The organism is Clostridium sartagoforme AAU1, assembly GCF_000401215.1.
GTDB classification, from domain to species: Bacteria; Bacillota; Clostridia; order Clostridiales; family Clostridiaceae; genus Clostridium; species Clostridium sartagoforme.
On sequence record NZ_ASRV01000127.1, the window covers coordinates 59,620 to 78,505 of the forward strand.

Below are 18,886 nucleotides of genomic sequence, written 5' to 3' on the forward strand. Positions count from 1 at the left end.
ATATTATTACAATATTCTTTTCATAATATACATTATAACTGAAATATTATCAATATAATTATTAACATTTTGTTAATTATCTAATATAACTATTTTTATATCTATAATTACACAATTTATTAACAAATTTATTGCCTTTTAGATTTTAATTGATAATTATTATCAATTTATTTGTGATTGATAAATTTATATGCCTTTTCGCCAACTGAATGAAAAAATTATAAAAAGTTATATCTACATGATAAACTTTTTATAATTTCCTAAAGAGTAAAAAAAGAAGCCTAAAGGCTTCTCTTTTATTCAACCACGCTTATCTTTAATAAGTTAGTAGTTCCTATTTCAGCTATTGGAACTCCAGCTGCTATTACAACTGTATCTCCTGACTTAACAAATCCATTAGCTTCTGCAACTCTAACTGATTCTTCCATCATTTGGTCAGTTGATTCCATTTGTCTTGAAACAACTGGATAAACTCCAAAGCATAATGCTAACTTTTTAGCCACTTTTTCATCTGGAGTTACAGCAACTATTGGACAATCTGGTCTACATTGAGATAATCTTCTTGCAGTTGCTCCACTTTGTGTTGATGAAATTATTGCTGAAGCTTTTAATTCATTTGCAGCATTTGCAGCTGCTCTTGAAATAACTCCTGCTATAGCTGGTATATGTTTCTTAGCTTTTGATGTAGCTATTTCGTAGTGTAATTGGCTTTCTGCTTCTATAGCTATTTTTGCCATAGTTTCTACAGCTTCTACTGGCCAATCTCCATTTGCTGATTCTCCTGATAACATTATAGCATCAGTTCCATCATAAATAGCATTAGCAACATCAGATACTTCTGCTCTTGTTGGTCTTGGATTTCTTATCATAGAATCTAACATTTGTGTAGCTGTTATAACTGGTTTTCCGATTATATTACACTTTTCAATTATCATTTTTTGAACTGCTGGTAGTTTTTCCATTGGAATTTCTACTCCTAGATCTCCTCTAGCTACCATTATTCCATCAGATGCTTCTAATATAGCATCTATATTGTCTACACCTTCTTGGTTTTCTATTTTTGAGAATATTTGAATATGTTCTCCACCATTTTCAACTAATATTTTTCTTATGGCTTCAACATCAGATGCTTTTCTTATAAATGAAGCTGCAACTAAATTAACTCCAATTTCACAACCAAATTTTAAATCAGCTATGTCTTTTTCTGTTAATGCTGGTAACTTAATTGAAACTCCTGGAACGTTAACTCCCTTATGTGTTCCTACAAATCCTGTATTCATAACTTTACAGTTAATCTTGTTTCCTTCAATTGATTCAACTTTTAGTCCAACTAAACCATCATCTATTAATATAATATTTCCTGGTTTAACATCATTAGCTAATCCTTCATATGTAACTGTACACTTAGTTGTATCTCCAATTACATCTCCACCTGCATATATTACAAAATCCTCACCTGATTTTAGTTCAACTTTTTTAGGCTCAAATTTTCCAGTTCTTATTTCTGGTCCCTTAGTATCTAGCATTATAGCTATTTCTTTATTGTATTTTTTAGCTAAGTCTTTAACTAAATTTATTCTTTCAGCATGTTCTGCATGATCTCCATGTGAGAAGTTGTGTCTTGATGCATTCATTCCTGCTTCTATTATTTTTGATAATATTTCTGGATTTTCACTAGCTGGTCCTATAGTACAAATCATCTTAGTTTTTCTCATGTAACAACACTCCTTTAATTTACGTATATAATTTTATTGTTGGCTTTAAAAATATTTATTTTATTGAGTAATAAATCAAAAATTTATGTCCTAAGATGAAATTTCGTTTGCTATTTTATATAATTTTTCATCAAATGTTCTATCTATTGCTAATGCTTCATCTATATCTTGATCGATTATCTCATTATTTTTTATTCCTATAACTCTTGAAGTTTTTCCTTCTAAAAGAACTTCAACAGCCTTAGCTCCCATTTTAGATGCTAACACTCTATCAGTTACTGTTGGACTACCACCTCTTTGAATATGTCCAAGTACTGTTGCTCTTGTTTCAATTCCTGTAACTTCTTCAACATACTTAGCTAATTCTTGAGCTCCACCTACACCTTCAGCTAGTAAAACTAAATTGTGTATTTTTCCTTTTTGTTTTCCTTCTAATATAACTTTGCAAAGTTCTTCTTTTGAGAATCCCTTTTCTGGAGTTATTATATATTCAGCTCCACCTGCAATACCTGTATATAAAGCTATATCTCCACAATCTCTTCCCATAACTTCAACTATTGATACTCTTTCATGAGAAGTTGATGTATCTCTAATTTTATCTATAGCATCTATTACTGTATTTAATGCAGTATCAAATCCTATTGTGAAATCAGTATAAGATAAATCATTATCTATTGTTCCTGGTAAGCCTACAGTCTTAACACCTAATTTTGACAAAAGCTTAGCTCCTGTAAATGAACCATCTCCACCAATTACTACTAATGCATCTACTCCATATGCTTTTAGTATTTTAGTAGCTTTAATTCTTACTTCTTCTTTTTTAAATTCCTTACATCTAGCAGTTCTTAGGATAGTTCCTCCTCTATGGATAATATCTGATACTGAAGATCTATCCATAGTAAATAATTCTCCATTAATTAAACCACTATATCCTCTTTGAACTCCCATTACTTCTATTCCATGATATAAAGCAGTTCTTACAACAGCTCTTATTGCTGCGTTCATTCCTGGAGCATCTCCACCACTAGTTAAAATAGCTATTTTTTTCATGCTGTTTCCTCCTTAACACCACCGGGACAAAGGTTGTCCCACTCTCTGTGGAATTATCCATTTTTTATTACTATAATAATTTTAATTATTGCACAAATTAGTTTAATTTCTTTACTACTTTTTACTACCTTATTTATTTTACTTGCTACTTAAAGTTTATGCAACTAAAATAAATGCAATATTGTGATTTTTATCGACTTTTTTATACTTTCTTATTTATATTATAACCTAAATAAATATAATTTATAGACTATATAATAATTTTTCTTATTTTTTAATTATAATTCTTTATTTTTCAAATTTATTAAATATATATTGTGTTTTAGTAAAATTAAGAAAAATAATTCAAAAAAGGAAGATGATTTTATTCAAGCTTCCTTTTGAATAGTTTACTCTATAATTTTAACATTTTCTTCGCCAATAGTTTCCTTTAAGTAAATTATCGCTTCAGATTCTAAGTTTATCCATATATCCTTCGGCGCTCTGTAATTTTTTCTATCACTAACAGTAAAAATAAATACAGTAGTGTCACCCTTATACTCTGAAGGCATTCTTTTTAATTCTTTCATTAATTCTCTGCCCTCATCAATATTATTTACTCTAATATAAACTTTTGCTGTGTTTATTTTCTCCAAAGGTTCTATGCTTTCACATATAAGCTTTGGTAGCTCATCTTCCTTTATACTTACTCTTCCCTTTATAACAACTAAGCTATCTTCCTTAATAAATTCTCTAATTTTATCTAATGTCTTAGGAAATACTATGACTTCTATTACTCCTGTTAAATCTTCCATTTTTAAAAATGCCATCATAGTATTATTTCTTGTTATCTTTTGATTGGCTTCTGCTATTATGCCCCCAAGTATTACTCTTTCTTCATCCCTTATTATATCTTCTGGTAAATCGCTTGCATTATAACTTTCTTTTATTATTTCATACGACTTATAAATTTTCTGTATAGTAGTACTAGTTTGAACCTTTAGGCTATCTGCATATTCATCTAAAGGATGACCTGAAAGATATAATCCTGTCATTTCCTTTTCCATTGCTAAAAGATTTTTCTTTGCAAATTCCTTAATATTTGGATAATTAATCTCAGGCACTTCAATTTCTTCCTCTAATCCAAATAAACTCATTTGTCCATCTATATTTCTCTTCTTTTCATTGCTGACTCCATCCATTAATTTTTCATATACAGCTAAGAGCTTAGATCTAAAAACTTCAAAGCAATCAAGTGCTCCTGATTTTATTAGGCTTTCTATTGCTCTTTTATTTATAGATGACAAATCTATTTTATTTATAAAATCCATTAATGATTCAAAATCACCTTTTTTATTTCTGGCTGCTACAATATTTTCTACAACATTATAACCAACATTTTTTATTGCTGCCAATCCAAATATAATTTTATCACCTTCAACAGTAAATTTAGAATAACTTTTATTTATATCTGGTGATAATACTTGTATTCCTAAACCCTCTGCAAAATTTATGTAATATGCTACTTTTTCACTTATTCCCATAACAGAATTAAGCATTGCTGCTATAGTTTCTACAGGATAATATTTCATTAAATATGCCGTTTGATAACTTATTACAGCATATGCTGCTGCATGGGACTTATTAAAAGCATAGGAGGCAAATTCCATCATCTGATCAAAAATTTTATTTGCAGCTTCTTCAGAAATGCCATTTCTTAAACAACCTGGAACCTCTATAGTTCCATCTTCATTTACAATACCGTAAATAAAATTCCTTCTTTCCTCTTCCATAACTTTATGCTTTTTCTTAGACATAGCTCTTCTAACAAGGTCACTTCTTCCTAATGAGTATCCAGCTAGTTTCATAACTATTTGCATAACTTGTTCTTGATATACTATAACACCATAAGTAACGTCTAATATATCTTCAAGCTCTGGGGTAATATATTTCACTTTATCTGGATTTTGCTTTCCTTCTATATATTTAGGAATTTCAGCCATCGGACCTGGTCTATATAAAGAATTACCTGCTATAATATCTTCTAATGAGTCTGGCTTTAGTTCCTTCATAAATGATGTCATACCCGGAGATTCAAATTGGAAAATACCCGCTGTCTTTCCATCTCCAAACATTTTATAAACTTCCTTATCCTCAAAGTTTATCTTATTTAAGTCTAACTCTATATTCCTATTTTTTTTTATCATTTTAACTGCATCGTTTATTACTGTTAAGGTCCTTAGACCTAAAAAATCCATTTTTAAAAGACCTAATTCTTCTAAAGTGGTCATATCAAATTGTGCTACTATAGAATCTTCGTTTTTTTGAAGTGGAACATATTCAACTAAAGGCTTAGATGATATAACTACTCCAGCTGCATGAGTTGATGAATGTCTAGGTAATCCTTCTAAACTCTTACTGACATCTATTAAGGACTTTACTCTTTCTTCATTATTATATGCTGCTTTAAGCTCTGGGTTTATATCTAGAGCTTTATCTATGGTTATTCCAAGCATAGTAGGAATCATTTTAGCAATTCTATCTACCTCTGCATAAGAATAATTCATAGCTCTTCCAACATCTCTTATACAAGCTCTTGGTGCCATAGTTCCGAAGGTTATTATTTGTGAAACATTGTCTATTCCATATTTTTCAACAACATAATCAATAACTTCTTGTCTTCTTTCGTAACAAAAATCCGAATCTATCTACTTCTACCCTCTCTTTCGAGATACTTTAACACTACATAGTAGTGGGTATAGACTATATCTTCTCCCACCGACCTTAACGGTTTGGGATGCCCCGCTTCGCCATAATTATATTATAGCTACGTCCCTTTGGACTAGTCGTTGAACGTTCCTCTCTTCAAGGCTTCGCTGCTAATTACCCAATCTACTAATTTTTCAACATTCACGCTTAGACATTTCTCATTCTTACGTTTTAGTATTAGTAGCTCTAAGGGCTTTCTAGCAATTCAAGGCTCTTTAATCACCATATTTCTATAGTGAACGACTAAAATTCTGTAATAAGGTTTGATATCTTTCATACTTTCTATCAAGATATATAGTTGAATTTGAATAAATAAACTCTAAAGCATCTAAGACTTTTAAGCGCCCACCGAAACTAATATAGTAGGTATTTTTATCATCATTCCTTCTTTTATATAAAACTTTTTTATATTCATAAGTACAATTGTTATTTAGCGTACTTATCATTTTATATAAAAACTCCTTAGTTCCGCATACTTTCATATTTATAGAATTTTTACTTAACACTATTGAACCATCGCCATCAAAATATCCCCTAATAAAATGCCTTATTAGATTATCTGGAACCTGCTCATTACTTGGAAATTCTAAAATTAGGCTCTTATTATATTTGACTCCATTTTTAATAAGTCCATCTACAACCCTTTTAGATTTTAACATTACACGTGAATATAAATTTTCTGAATACCCAGTGCCTTTATAGGTTTTAGGTTGAAAATTACCATTTATCGCCTTAATAAATTTATATAAATGATCAATATCTTTATTACTTAATGTAATGCCTAGGTTATTGCCCGTTGTAATGTATCCATCTGCATAAACAAATCCTAGCCAATATGCTTTTTCTTCATTATCTATATAATCAAAAAATGATTCATCATATTGTTTTTGTTTATGACTTTCTGATAAATTCCGTGTTTGAATTCCCCATCTTTTTAGAGCATCATATACCCCACATAAGCTACAACCTAATTCCTTGGCTATCTTCTTACATGGAAATTGTTTTTTTAAATACATGTTAGTAATTTGTTCTTTATACATATCTAATTCAAATCTTTTCAACTAATATCACCTTATTACCACTTAATCTGGCATGCTTACTCTTTCAGGATTCAAAAATCTTTCAAAAAGTAAGTTGTATTTTATTGGATCTATTTTTGTTATTCCTAACGTATATGCTACTATTGAACCTGCTGCCGATCCACGCCCAGGCCCTGTTGGGATTCCTCTTTCATTAGAGAATCTTATGAAATCCCAGGTAATTAGGAAATAATCTACATATCCCATTTGTTTTATTACTGATAGTTCATATTCTAATCTCTCAATATATCCACAGGCTTCTTCATTTTCTTTGTAATAATCCACAACTTCTTCCACACTTAGTGACTTACCCACAACTTCTTTAAAAACTTCATATCTTTCAATTAAACCAGAATAACAAATATTTTTTAAATATTCATATGGCTCAATGCCTTCTGGAACTGGAAACTTAGGAAGCTTTGATACATGAAATTCATAATCAAAGTTACATTCTTCTGCAATTTTAGTTGTATTTTCTAAAGCCTCTGGAATATATGAAAACATATCCCACATTTCATCTGGGGATTTTAAGTAAAATTGATCTGAAGGATACCTTCTTCTATTTGGATCATCGATAGTTTTTGCAGTTTGAATACACATAAGCACATCGTGTGACTCTGAATCAGTTTGATTTATATAATGAACATCATTAGTTGCTACTAAAGGAATTCCTGTTTCCTTTGATAATTTAATATTTGCTTCTGTAACCTTTCTTTGTTCATCCATACCATGATTTTGTATCTCTAGGTAAAAACCATCTTCAAAAATATCCTTATATAGAAGTGCTATTTCTTTAGCTTTTTCATAATTATCCTTAAGATGCCAAGATTGCACTTCCCCACCCAAACAGGCACTTAATGCAATAAGCCCTTTACTATGAGCTCTTAAGAAATCATGATCCACCCTTGGTTTATAATAGAATCCTCTTATGGATGCTTGTGACACAATTTCCATAAGATTTTTATATCCCTCTTCATTTTTTACTAATAAAACTAAGTGATGAGTACTATTTTCCTTATCATTTATTTTAATGTCCATTGACTTTGCTGCTACATATATTTCACAACCAAGTATTGGCTTAATTCCTTGCTCAACTGCCTCTTTATAAAAGGCAACGCACCCATACATAACTCCATGATCTGTAATAGCAATACTGTCCATACCTAGCTCTTTAGCTTTATTAATTATTTTACTAACTTTTCCTGAACCATCAAGTAAACTATATTCTGTGTGGAGATGTAGATGTGTAAATTTTTTACTCATATAAAACATCCTCCTTTCAATTGACAATTAACTATGAACTGTTAACTGTACTAATAGGTTCCTGATCTAACTTCCTCTGCTATTTTTTCAATTTTTCTTAATCTATGATTGACACCAGATTTTCCTACTGGAGGATCTAGCATTTCTCCTAGCTCCTTTAATGATTCGTCTGGATAGCTTAGTCGAAGTTCTGCTATTTCTCTTAAATTTTTAGGTAACCTTTGAAGACCTATTTCTCTTTGTATTAATTTTATGCTTTCAACTTGCCTTACTGCTGCATTAACTGTTTTACTTAAATTAGCTGTTTCGCAATTTACAAGCCTATTTACATTATTTCTCATTTCCTTCATTATTCTTATATTTTCTAACTCCAATAATGAGGTATGCGCTCCTATTATTCCTAAAAGATTTGAAATCTGTTCACCTTCTTTTAAATAAATAATATGGCTATTTTTTCTTTGTATTACTTTTGAATTTAGTCCAAAAGTATTTATTAAAACTGATAAGTCTTTAGCATAATCTTCGCTATGAGTAACAAATTCTAGATGATAAGTTTTTTCTGGATTACTTATGCTACCACCACCTATAAAAGCTCCTCTTATATATGCTCTTTTTAACTCTTCTGTTTTAACCATATTCTCATCTATTCTATAATCTAAAGTTAATACCCCTTCTATTTCTGTAAGTATACCAGTTTCTCTTAAAAGATCTCTTACCCCCATAGACTCTTCTATAAGTACCATATATATATTGTTTTTCTTTAATGAGTTACTTTTTTTAACCATTAACTTTGAATGTATGTTAAAGTGCTCTTTAAGCAAACTAAATATATGCCTTGCAGATGCTGGATTTTCAGTGGTAATCCTAAATGCTAACCCTAATCCACTAAAGGATATTGTCCCACTTACTTTCATTATTGCTGATATTTCAGCTAATGCATCTTCTTTCGTTAATTCAGAATATCTGCAAATTTCTCCTTTTACCTTTGATGAAAATGACATATGGCCTATTTCTCCTTATTATCTATTCTTATCATGTAATTATATCATAAATATAACAAAAATTTATATGTAAATTATAGTCGTTTAATTTGTTATATAAGTTTTAATAAATATTCTACACTAAAATAAAACTATTAACTTTTAATATTATAACATCATAATTATATATAGTTTTAATCGAAACATATATATAATACATTCACTATATATTCTTAACTTATTTAATTTAAATATATATTATAAAAAATATTAATTTATGTTTTATATAGACAATACTATAGCTAAATTTTCTCCTTCTACTTTTATTCTTATATCACCTTTATATTTTTTAACTATTTTTCTAACATTATATAAACCATAACCTCTTCCTTTTCCTTTACTTGAAAAACCTTTTTTAAAGAAATCTTCTACATCAAAATTACTTATTTTCTCTGGTTCAATATTATTTGAAACCTCTATTAAAATTCTTTCATATTTATAAATTTTTATATTAATTTCTTTCTTATCCGAATTTTTAGTAGCTTCAATTGCATTATTTAATAAATTACTTAATATTATAGTTATTTCAGAATCATCTAAACAAGAGTCCTCTATATTGCTATTTATAGAATAATTAAGTTTTATTCCAAACTGCTCACATTCAACTAGCTTACTATATAAAATAGATTTTACTATTGTACTTTCTATTTCTAATATAGAATTCAATATATTTTTATGATCTAATTCACCAAGATATTTGCTTGCTCTTTCTTTAAGTTCTGGAATATCCTTTGCTACAAATATTATTGAATACAGCATATTCATATGATTTTTATATTCATGCTCATTTGCTCTTATATTTTCTATTATATCGTCTAATAATGGATTGTAAGCGTTTTTAACTTCTATACTCTTATCCTTTAATATATTTTTATGTAAGGTTCTATAAAAACTAATATTTAAAAATATATTAATAAATATAAGTAAAATTATTTCTATAACTATTAAATTCGAAAATTTACCGCTATCATAAATAACCTTTAATATCATGAAAAACATAAATATATTTAAAAATATATTTGATATTAATAGGTTGTCCCTTATATCATCCTCAAAATCCAAGCTTTTTTTCTTAATATAACTTTTTGAAAAAATCATAATTGAGACTATACTAACAACAAACAATCCCATATGTAAAAAAACTAATTCTTTTGTTTTTCTAGTTATTAAATATACAATTGTAACTGATATATTTTGAAGTATAAAGGTTACTACAACACAAATTACTATTTCTATTAATACAAGATTATTATCCTTCTTATCTATAAATGCTATTGCAAAAATTTCAAATAACAATAGTATTAAATAAATCAATATTCCATTTATACTTTTAAAGTTATAAAATAATATACTACATATAGCTATTACAGCTGAGTATCTAAATAAGTTTTTATTATTACTTTTATTAAATAAGGTATTATACAAAAGTACTACTAGCATCATTTCAATAAATATCATTAATATATCCATACCACACAATCCTCTATACTATTTTATTTTTATAAATTACTACTTCTAATTATATAGAATATTTTAGCAAATAATTATATATTTTTCCATATAACTCAATTATATTGCATTTTTTATAACATTATAAAAAGAACTAAGAGGATTTTTTAATCATCTTAGTTCTTTTTACTATTAATTTTATTCTTTTTATCTCTTTCTTTTATCCTTTGTGATACATACATATATTCTATGATTTTCTTTCTATCATATAATAGCTTTTTCTCCATTATAGTATCTACTAAAACTTCTGCTAAATATTCTGAATCATGTTTAACATATCCCTTTTGGATCTTTGCAAGAGACGCTTCAACAACATCTACACCTAATCCCCTTACTTCTTTTATATCTAATTCTACTAATTCAGAACCATCCAATGAATATTTTTCTTTAATATCCTCAGGAATATCTCCTCTATTTGCAACTACATAATCTACAATGCCTCTACCACCATATTTTTTTAATATTTTTATATGGTCCGAAACTTTAAACCCGTGGGTTTCTCCAGGTTGAGTCATGATATTAGATATATATATCTTTATTGCATCACTTTTTCTTATACTTTCTGCAATGTCCTTCACTAGTAAGTTGGGAACTATGCTTGTATAAAGACTTCCCGGACCTAATACTATAGCATCAGCTTCTTCTATTGCTTTTATAGCATCTTCTAAAGGTTTAGCCTCTTTGGGCTCTATCATAAGTTTTTTAATTCTGGAATTTTGTTTTAATACTTCTTCTGGAATTTGGGACTCACCTTCTACCTTATTTCCATTTTCAAGTTCAGCAATAAGTTTCATATCTTCTAATGTAACTGGTAATACTTTACCTGTTACTGCTAAAACTGAACTCATTTTTTGAACTGCATCTTCAAAATTATCGCTTACGCCATCCATAGCAGCTAGAAATAAATTACCAAAATTTTGGTTCTTAAGTCTTCCATCTGGAAATCTGTATTGAAGTAATTCCTCCATCAATGGCTCAGTATCTGCAAGAGCTAATATACAGTTTCTTATATCACCAGGTGGAAGCATTCCTAAATCCTCTCTTAAAGCCCCAGATCCTCCTCCATCATCAGCAACTGTAACAATTGCCGTTATATTAGAGGTGTAATATTTTAATCCCCTTAACATAGTAGATAACCCTGTTCCTCCACCTACTACTACTATTTTAGGACCCTTTACTAATAATCTTTTTTCATATATAAGATTTTCCATTTTCCTACTATCTAGAGATAAATGTATATATCCCTTATTTGTCAATGCTATTATTGATTTCATACTTTCTACAATAGATATATAAATTACAAATATTCCTGTAATATTTAAGAAGATATAAAATATTTTATAATAAAAATCATATACCCTTCGTACTGCAAGTTCAGTAAATCCAAAAGCAATTAATAAAATCCCAAATATTCCAAAGAAAAGCCATCTTTTAATTCTAACCCCCGGCTTTAGCCAATCTTTAATACTCATAGTTTTTTAGCTCCTTGATGTACATCCTCTACAATATCTCTATGTTCAACAGAAACATTATAGTTTCTTGCTAATAACTTGTTATATATTTCATTAGCTATTGCTACTGATCTATGTCTTCCTCCAGTACATCCTACTGATATTATAAGTTGTCTTTTTCCTTCTCTTTTATAGTTAGGTATAAGAAAATCTAACATATCCTCTGCTCTTTTTACAAAGCCTTTAGTTTCTTCTTGATCAAGTACATATTTTCTAACAGGCTCATCACTTCCTGAAAATGGTTTAAGCTCTGGTATATAGAATGGATTTGGAATAAATCTAACATCAAACACTAAATCTGAATCAACTGGAATTCCATATTTAAATCCAAAACTTAAAACCGTTATAGATAATTGTTTTTCAGGTTGCTTCATATCTCCATAATTTTTATTCATTTCTTCTCTTAAATCTCTAATTGCATATTTTGATGTATCTATTATTATATCCGCTCTATCTTTAACCTCTCTTAACCTATTTCTTTCTTCATTAATTCCAGTAATAACTCTACTTCCTGGCGCTAATGGATGACTTCTTCTTGATTCTTTAAATCTCTTAACTAAAATTTCATCTGACGCATCTAAAAACAATATTTCATACTTAAAATCTTGCTTTTTTAAGTAGTTTAGGCTTTCAAATAAATCATCAAAGAAAATTCCGCCTCTTATATCTATGACTAATGCGACTTTATCTATTTTACCTTGACTTTGAACACAGGCTTCTGCAAACTTTGGTATTAATTTTGGTGGAAGGTTATCTACACAAAAATATCCCATATCTTCAAGGCTTCTTGTTGCTTCGGTTTTTCCTGCTCCTGATAGTCCTGTAACTATTATAAATCTCATAATTATGCCTCCCTTTATTTAGAAGATTATTTAATTAAATTATATCATATTAAAGCTATTTTTATAACTTTAATAAATCTTCCACTATTATTTATGTTTTTTAATACAAAGTAAAAATAGAGAAAAGTTTATACTCCTCTCTATTTTTAACTATTTTTTATCTCGTTCTTCTATAGCATTATTTAACAATTTGCAAAACTCAATATTTTGTTCTTGTGTGCCTATAGTTACTCTTATCCAACTAGGCATACCTAATAGATATCCTGGTCTTATTATATATCCATGTCTTAGTAAATATTCATGTATTGGTTTATCGTCACCTTTAACATTAACCATTATGAAATTTGCTTGAGACTTTATATAATTTAATTCCATTTCACTAAATTGTTTTTCTAGGTATTCTCTTTGTTTTTTATTAAACAATTTAACCTTATTTATAAAATCTTCATCCTCTAATGCAGCAACAGCTGCTTTTTGAGCAAATAAATTAACATCAAAAGCATTTATAACTCTATTCATATAATCTACTATTTCTTCACTAGCAATACCATATCCAAATCTTAACGCAGCTAGGCCATAAGCCTTTGAGAATGTTCTTAGTATTATCATATTTGGATATGATTTTAATAATTCTAATGAGTTTGGATAATCTTCTGAAGTAACATATTCATAATAAGCTTCATCCATTACTATAACTATATTTTTAGGTATTTTACATAATACTTTATTTAGTTCATCTGCCGTAAATATATCTCCTGTAGGGTTATTAGGGTTACAAAACCATATTATTTTTGTTTTATCTGTTATTGCATTTATCATCATTTCTAAATCTAGTCGATTATTTTTTAAGGAGATTTTTACTGGCTTTGCCCCCATAAGTACAGTATTACTATCATACCTTGGAAAAGTAATCTCTGGCATAATACTTTCATCATCTTTATCTAGGAATACTTCACATATTACATTTATTAATGAATCTGAACCAGCCCCACAAAATATCATATCTCTATTTATTTTAAGTTTATCACTTAAAGCTTTTTTAAAATCATATGAAGCTGAATCTGGATACATATTCATTTCATTTACCAACTCAAGCATTAACTTTTTAACCTTATTTGAAGTCCCTAGTGGATTTTCATTAGATGCAAGTTTAACAACCTCATCTATTCCAAATTCCCTCTTAACCTCATCTATAGGTTTTCCTGCTACATACTTTTCTAACTTTTTAACTTCTTCTCTCACTTTACATTCCATTTTACTTTTAATGCCCCCTTGTTATTTATTGATATAATTATATATTTTTTATAACAAGGATTCTATACTTTAAAGTTTATCTTTCAAATAAATTTCCTATAGTTCCAAGAACACTTCCTTGATCAACTTGCTTTCCCATATTTTGTGGTGCTGCTGAATAAACCCTAGATGCTAGTTTACTAAATGGTAAGCTTTGAATCCAAACATCTCCAGGGCCTGTTAATGTAGCAAAAAATAACCCTTCGCCACCAAATACAGCATTTTTAAATCCACCTACAAACTGTATGTCATAATTTACATTTTGAGTCATTGCAACTAAACATCCTGTATCAAGCTTTATTGTTTCTCCTGGCATTAATGTTCTTTTTATAATAGTTCCTCCTGCATGAATAAAGGCTAAACCGTCACCTTCTAACTTCTGTAATATAAAACCTTCTCCACCAAAAAATCCAGCTCCAAGCTTTTTAGTAAATGCTATACCTACACTTATTCCCTTTGCACAACATAAAAAAGAATCCTTCTGACAAATTAATCTTCCACCTAAGTTTCTTAAATCTATAGGTATTATTTTTCCTGGATAAGGTGCTGCAAAAGCTACCTTTTGTTTCATAACTCCCGAATTAGTAAAAGCTGTCATAAATAAACTTTCACCTGTAATAACTCTTTTTGCTGCTCCTCCAAGTTTACCTAAAAATCCTCCCTGAGATTTTTCACTTCCATCTCCGAAAATAGTCTCCATCGTTATACTGTTATCCATCATCATCATTGCTCCAGCTTCAGCAACTACAGTTTCTCTTGGATCTAATTCAATTTCTACATATTGCATTTCTTTTCCTAAGATTTCATAATCTATTTCGTGAACCATTATTTCTACCTTCCTTTTTATAAACTTATAAAATATATTATTAATTATTTTCTTTTATTAGAATTATATTTATATAATTATTATAACATAATGAGGATTAGCTATTAAGCCTTGATATTAGTAATTAATTATTATTGTGAAATCTTACCATATCTATCATTACAAGTAATCCTATAAAAAAATTCGTATAACTTTCATCTAAAACTTCTAAGGAATATCTATCACGCCCCAAAGTTAATTCCTTATCTATCTTTCCTATCTCCATACCATCTTTCTTTATTATATAGTGTCTTCCAAGCATGCTACTTGATTCCATACTCATTATTCCTAAAGACCCTGTTATATTATATTCTGGAACCATGAATTCTTTCTTAATTGTTGCAATTTCCCTCATGTTATAATCATAAGCTATATACTTATGTGCACCTAATCTTATTTGTTGTCTCATATATAGTACTTTATTTCTATTAGAATCATAAATACTAATATTTTTCCCTATATCAAACTTATCCGCTTCTGCTATAAATACTACATTGTCATTTTCATCTAGCACATCAAATTTAGCTCCAATGGCAAATAATCTTTCTTTAATATAAAACCTTCTCATAAACTTCTCCTTTATAAAATATTTTTTAACTCTAAATATAGTATATTATACCACTTAATAATTGTCAATAAAACTTCTAAAATTTATTTCGACAATTATTTATTTTACAAAACAAACTCTCTAGAGCTCACAGCTGTTGAAATAATTCAGATATATTGAATTAAGAAATTGTTAACTGTGAATTACACTGTGATCTAAATAAATTTCTTATCAATTTGTTGTAAAAGAAAAAAGGAAATTCAGCTATGACTGAATTTCCTCATAAATTGTTAATTATCAATTGATTTAATCTTCACCTATTATTCTAACTTCTGGATGTAAATCAACATTAAATTGTCTTTTAACTTCACTTTGAATATATTCTATTAAATCTAAAATCTCTTTAGCCGTAGCATTATTTTTATTTATAACAAATCCTGAATGCTTTTCAGAAACTGCCGCTCCACCTAGACTATATCCTTTTAAACCTGCATCTTGTATTAATTTTCCTGCGAAATACCCTTCTGGTCTTTTAAATGTACTTCCCGCTGAAGGATATTCTAAAGGTTGTTTTGATTCTCTTTTACAAGTTAAATCATCAACTGTATCCTTAATTTTATTTACATCCCCAACTTGTAACTTAAATTTTGATGATAAAACAATATAATTTTTCTTCATAACAATCGATGATCTATATCCTAACTCTAAATCATCTTTTGATAGTCTTATTAGTTGCCCATCGCTATCAATAACTTCCGCACTATCTATCACATTAGAAATTTCACCATTATATGCACCTGCATTCATAAACACGGCTCCCCCTACAGTTCCAGGAATACCGCATGCAAACTCAAATCCAGTTAAGGAATTTTTTAAGGCTGCATTAGATACATCTTTTAACATAGCTCCACATTCTGCTTCTACTATATCTTCATAAACCTTTATGCCATTTACATTCTTTAACTTAATAACAACGCCTCTTACTCCGCCATCTTTTACTAATAAGTTAGATCCATTTCCAACTACGTAGAAAGGTATGTTCTTTTTTTTACAAATTTTTATTGTTCTTAGCACTTGCTCTTTATCTTCTGGAATCAAAAGGATGTCTGCAGGCCCACCTACTCTAAAATGAACATAGTCTTTCATTTCTGCATCAAGAATAATATTTTCGCTTTTGTAAAATTCTTCGAATAAGTTCTTAAACTCTTTATATTGATTCATACCTAACTCCTTATATATACGTAGTAATATCTTTACATAGTATAAATTAAAAATCTTGAATAAACAACCCATCAGAAGCATATTTATATATATTACTTAATTTGTAACCATTTTGTTACTACTTTTCCTTTATGCTAAAGTAATCTCTTATACTTTGAGCTGCTTTTTTATCAATACTAGGTGTTTCTAGCAATTCATCTAGTGTTGCATTTTTAATATTTTCAACACTTCCAAACTTCATTAAAAGATTTCTTCTTCTTTTCTCTCCTATATTAGGTATATCTTCTAATATAGAGTGTAAAGTTCGTTTATCTCTTAATGTTCTATGATATGTAATAGCAAATCTATGAACCTCATCTTGTATTCTTCTAATCATCTGCATTAGATTTGAACTTCTATTTATTATAAGCTCCTTATTATTATATATAATTCCCCTAGTTTGGTGTTTATCATCTTTTACTAATCCACAAACTGGAATGCTTATATTTAATTTATCTAACACCTCTAATGCTATGTTAACTTGGCCCTTACCTCCATCCATCATTATTAGGTCTGGGAAATTAGAAAATTTACCGCTTGAAAAATTTAAATTTCTTTCTTGAATTCTCTTTATTTCATCAAGTCCATGAGAAAATCTTCTTTCTAATATTTCTCTCATACTATCATAGTCATTAGCACCTTTTACTGATTTAATTTTAAATCTTCTATAATCACTATTTTTTGATCTTCCTTCTTCAAAAACAACCATTGTTCCAACTGAATCTACTCCTTGTATATTTGAAATATCATATGATTCAATTCTAAATGGAGCTTCATCTAAGTCTAATAAGTCTCTTAATTCTTCTAATGTTATCCTATTAATTTCTTTTTCTTTAAGGAATTTATATTTAAATTGCTCTAATGTTATTTTCGCATTATTTTTTACCATCTCAAGCATATCCTTTTTTTGACCTTTTTGAGGTACTTTAACCCATGCCTTAGCTCCTCTTTTTATTGTTAAAAATTCCTCTATAAGTTCTGAATCCTCTATATCTTGCAGATATATTGTTTTCGGAATTTTTGCTGTTCCACCATAAAAAGACGTTATAAAGTCTTCTAAGACTTCACCAACCTTGTCATCTGCTGTATTTTCAAAAATAAAATGTTCACGTCCTGTCACTTTTCCATCACGTGAAAAGAATATTTGAATACAACTATCCTTTTCATCTTGATATATATTTATAAAATCTTCATCTCCCTCCATAGTCTTGAATATCTTTTGTTTTTCTACTATTGCATCAATTGCTAAAAGCTTATCTCTATATCTAGCAGCTTTTTCAAATTCAAGATTCATAGAAGCTTCTTCCATACTCTTCTTTAAAGAATTTTTTATTGTTTTATCTTTACCATTAAGTATATCCATAATCTCATTAATCATTTTACCATATTCTTCTTTTGTTATATATCCTGCACAAGGCGCTACACATTTTTTAATATGGTAATTTAAACAAGGTCTTACTTTCTGTCCATTTTCATTTATTATTAATTTACAGGTTCTTATTGGAAAAATTTTATTAATTAATGTTATTGTCTCATAAACTGCTGTCCCATTTGTATATGGTCCAAAATACTTTGCTCCATCCTTGGCATATTTTCTAGTTACGAACACTCTTGGATAGTCATCATTTGTTGTTATCTTTATAAACGGATAAAACTTATCATCCTTTAAAGCTATGTTATATCTTGGACTATGCTTTTTTATTAAGTTACACTCTAAAATTAAAGCTTCCATTTCAGAATCCGTAACTATATACTCAAACTCTGAAATATTCTTCACCATTACTTTTACTTTTTCAGAATGGTTTTTAGAGTTTTGAAAATAACTCCTAACTCTATTTTTTAGTATTTTAGCTTTTCCTACATAAATAATTTCGCCAAGAGAATTTTTCATTATATAAACACCAGGCTTTTCTGGCAAATTCTTTAGGTGATACTCAAAATCAAACATTAAAGTCCTCCTTCAATTAGGTTCTTTGTAATATAAATTTTATCACTATATAGATAATGAGACAAAAGGAAGTTAATTACAAATTTAATAAATTGCACAGCAAATCAATTGACAATTAAATATTAACAATTAAGGAAGAAAGTCCTATGGGACTTTCAAATAAAAAGCGCTTTGCACTTATATTTTAGGTTTTTCGTAGCAAAACATCCTTAATTG

Annotated in this window: 12 protein-coding genes and 2 pseudogenes; all 14 read right to left on the minus strand. The window is 28.7% G+C overall.

Annotation, left to right across the window (positions count from 1 at the left end):
- Window positions 1–296 precede the first annotated feature (296 nt).
- The 14 genes and pseudogenes from pyk to uvrC all read right to left on the minus strand — a co-directional run bounded on the left by pyk (window position 297) and on the right by uvrC (window position 18,670).
- Window positions 297–1,715 carry a pyruvate kinase gene (pyk, locus tag A500_RS10030; RefSeq protein WP_016207471.1) on the minus strand — a complete coding sequence of 473 codons (1,419 nt, stop codon included), beginning with the start codon at window positions 1,713–1,715 and terminating at the stop codon, window positions 297–299.
- Window positions 1,716–1,805: 90 nt separating this feature from the next.
- On the minus strand, window positions 1,806–2,765 hold the full coding sequence (gene pfkA / locus A500_RS10035) for a 6-phosphofructokinase (RefSeq protein WP_016207472.1): 960 nt from the start codon (window positions 2,763–2,765) through the stop codon (window positions 1,806–1,808).
- A gap of 389 nt (window positions 2,766–3,154) precedes the next feature.
- Window positions 3,155–5,452: pseudogene (dnaE, locus tag A500_RS10040) on the minus strand (DNA polymerase III subunit alpha); the annotation flags it as partial.
- A gap of 291 nt (window positions 5,453–5,743) precedes the next feature.
- Window positions 5,744–6,574 carry an LAGLIDADG family homing endonuclease gene (locus A500_RS10045; protein ID WP_016207474.1) on the minus strand — a complete coding sequence of 277 codons (831 nt, stop codon included), beginning with the start codon at window positions 6,572–6,574 and terminating at the stop codon, window positions 5,744–5,746.
- Between the two features lie 24 nt (window positions 6,575–6,598).
- Window positions 6,599–7,855: pseudogene (dnaE, locus tag A500_RS10050) on the minus strand (DNA polymerase III subunit alpha); the annotation flags it as partial.
- A gap of 50 nt (window positions 7,856–7,905) precedes the next feature.
- Window positions 7,906–8,856: a DNA-binding protein WhiA gene (whiA, locus tag A500_RS10055; RefSeq protein ID WP_016207476.1), complete on the minus strand. Its 951-nt coding sequence runs from the start codon at window positions 8,854–8,856 to the stop codon at window positions 7,906–7,908.
- A gap of 261 nt (window positions 8,857–9,117) precedes the next feature.
- Entirely contained in the window at window positions 9,118–10,365 is a 1,248-nt protein-coding gene (locus A500_RS10060) for a sensor histidine kinase (RefSeq protein ID WP_016207477.1), read from the minus strand.
- A 155-nt stretch (window positions 10,366–10,520) separates the two neighbouring features.
- Window positions 10,521–11,876, minus strand: a complete 1,356-nt coding sequence (locus A500_RS10065; RefSeq protein ID WP_016207478.1) for a gluconeogenesis factor YvcK family protein — start codon at window positions 11,874–11,876, stop codon at window positions 10,521–10,523.
- Window positions 11,873–12,757 carry an RNase adapter RapZ gene (gene rapZ, locus A500_RS10070; RefSeq protein ID WP_016207479.1) on the minus strand — a complete coding sequence of 295 codons (885 nt, stop codon included), beginning with the start codon at window positions 12,755–12,757 and terminating at the stop codon, window positions 11,873–11,875. The genes A500_RS10065 and rapZ overlap by 4 nt, the downstream gene beginning before the upstream one ends.
- 150 nt (window positions 12,758–12,907) lie before the next feature.
- On the minus strand, window positions 12,908–14,011 hold the full coding sequence (hisC, locus tag A500_RS10075) for a histidinol-phosphate transaminase (RefSeq protein ID WP_016207480.1): 1,104 nt from the start codon (window positions 14,009–14,011) through the stop codon (window positions 12,908–12,910).
- Between the two features lie 76 nt (window positions 14,012–14,087).
- Window positions 14,088–14,876 (minus strand): TIGR00266 family protein, encoded by a 789-nt coding sequence (locus A500_RS10080; RefSeq protein ID WP_016207481.1) that lies wholly within the window; start codon window positions 14,874–14,876, stop codon window positions 14,088–14,090.
- Between the two features lie 124 nt (window positions 14,877–15,000).
- The gene (locus A500_RS10085) at window positions 15,001–15,483 is read right to left on the minus strand and encodes an LURP-one-related/scramblase family protein (protein ID WP_016207482.1); all 483 of its coding nucleotides are present in this window, start codon (window positions 15,481–15,483) and stop codon (window positions 15,001–15,003) included.
- 285 nt (window positions 15,484–15,768) lie between these two features.
- Complete coding sequence (gene murB / locus A500_RS10090) at window positions 15,769–16,683, minus strand: UDP-N-acetylmuramate dehydrogenase (RefSeq protein WP_016207483.1); 915 nt, start codon at window positions 16,681–16,683, stop codon at window positions 15,769–15,771.
- Window positions 16,684–16,801: 118 nt separating this feature from the next.
- Entirely contained in the window at window positions 16,802–18,670 is a 1,869-nt protein-coding gene (uvrC, locus tag A500_RS10095; RefSeq protein ID WP_016207484.1) for an excinuclease ABC subunit UvrC, read from the minus strand.
- Between the last annotated feature and the right edge of the window lie 216 nt (window positions 18,671–18,886).

Coding starts and splice junctions, on each gene's coding strand:
- pyk (WP_016207471.1), bottom strand. CDS start 1,715: ATGAGAAAAACTAAGATGATTTGTACTATAGGACCAGCTAGTGAAAAT.
- pfkA (WP_016207472.1), bottom strand. CDS start 2,765: ATGAAAAAAATAGCTATTTTAACTAGTGGTGGAGATGCTCCAGGAATG.
- whiA (WP_016207476.1), bottom strand. CDS start 8,856: ATGTCATTTTCATCAAAGGTAAAAGGAGAAATTTGCAGATATTCTGAA.
- A500_RS10060 (WP_016207477.1), bottom strand. CDS start 10,365: ATGGATATATTAATGATATTTATTGAAATGATGCTAGTAGTACTTTTG.
- A500_RS10065 (WP_016207478.1), bottom strand. CDS start 11,876: ATGAGTATTAAAGATTGGCTAAAGCCGGGGGTTAGAATTAAAAGATGG.
- rapZ (WP_016207479.1), bottom strand. CDS start 12,757: ATGAGATTTATAATAGTTACAGGACTATCAGGAGCAGGAAAAACCGAA.
- hisC (WP_016207480.1), bottom strand. CDS start 14,011: ATGGAATGTAAAGTGAGAGAAGAAGTTAAAAAGTTAGAAAAGTATGTA.
- A500_RS10080 (WP_016207481.1), bottom strand. CDS start 14,876: ATGGTTCACGAAATAGATTATGAAATCTTAGGAAAAGAAATGCAATAT.
- A500_RS10085 (WP_016207482.1), bottom strand. CDS start 15,483: ATGAGAAGGTTTTATATTAAAGAAAGATTATTTGCCATTGGAGCTAAA.
- murB (WP_016207483.1), bottom strand. CDS start 16,683: ATGAATCAATATAAAGAGTTTAAGAACTTATTCGAAGAATTTTACAAA.
- uvrC (WP_016207484.1), bottom strand. CDS start 18,670: ATGTTTGATTTTGAGTATCACCTAAAGAATTTGCCAGAAAAGCCTGGT.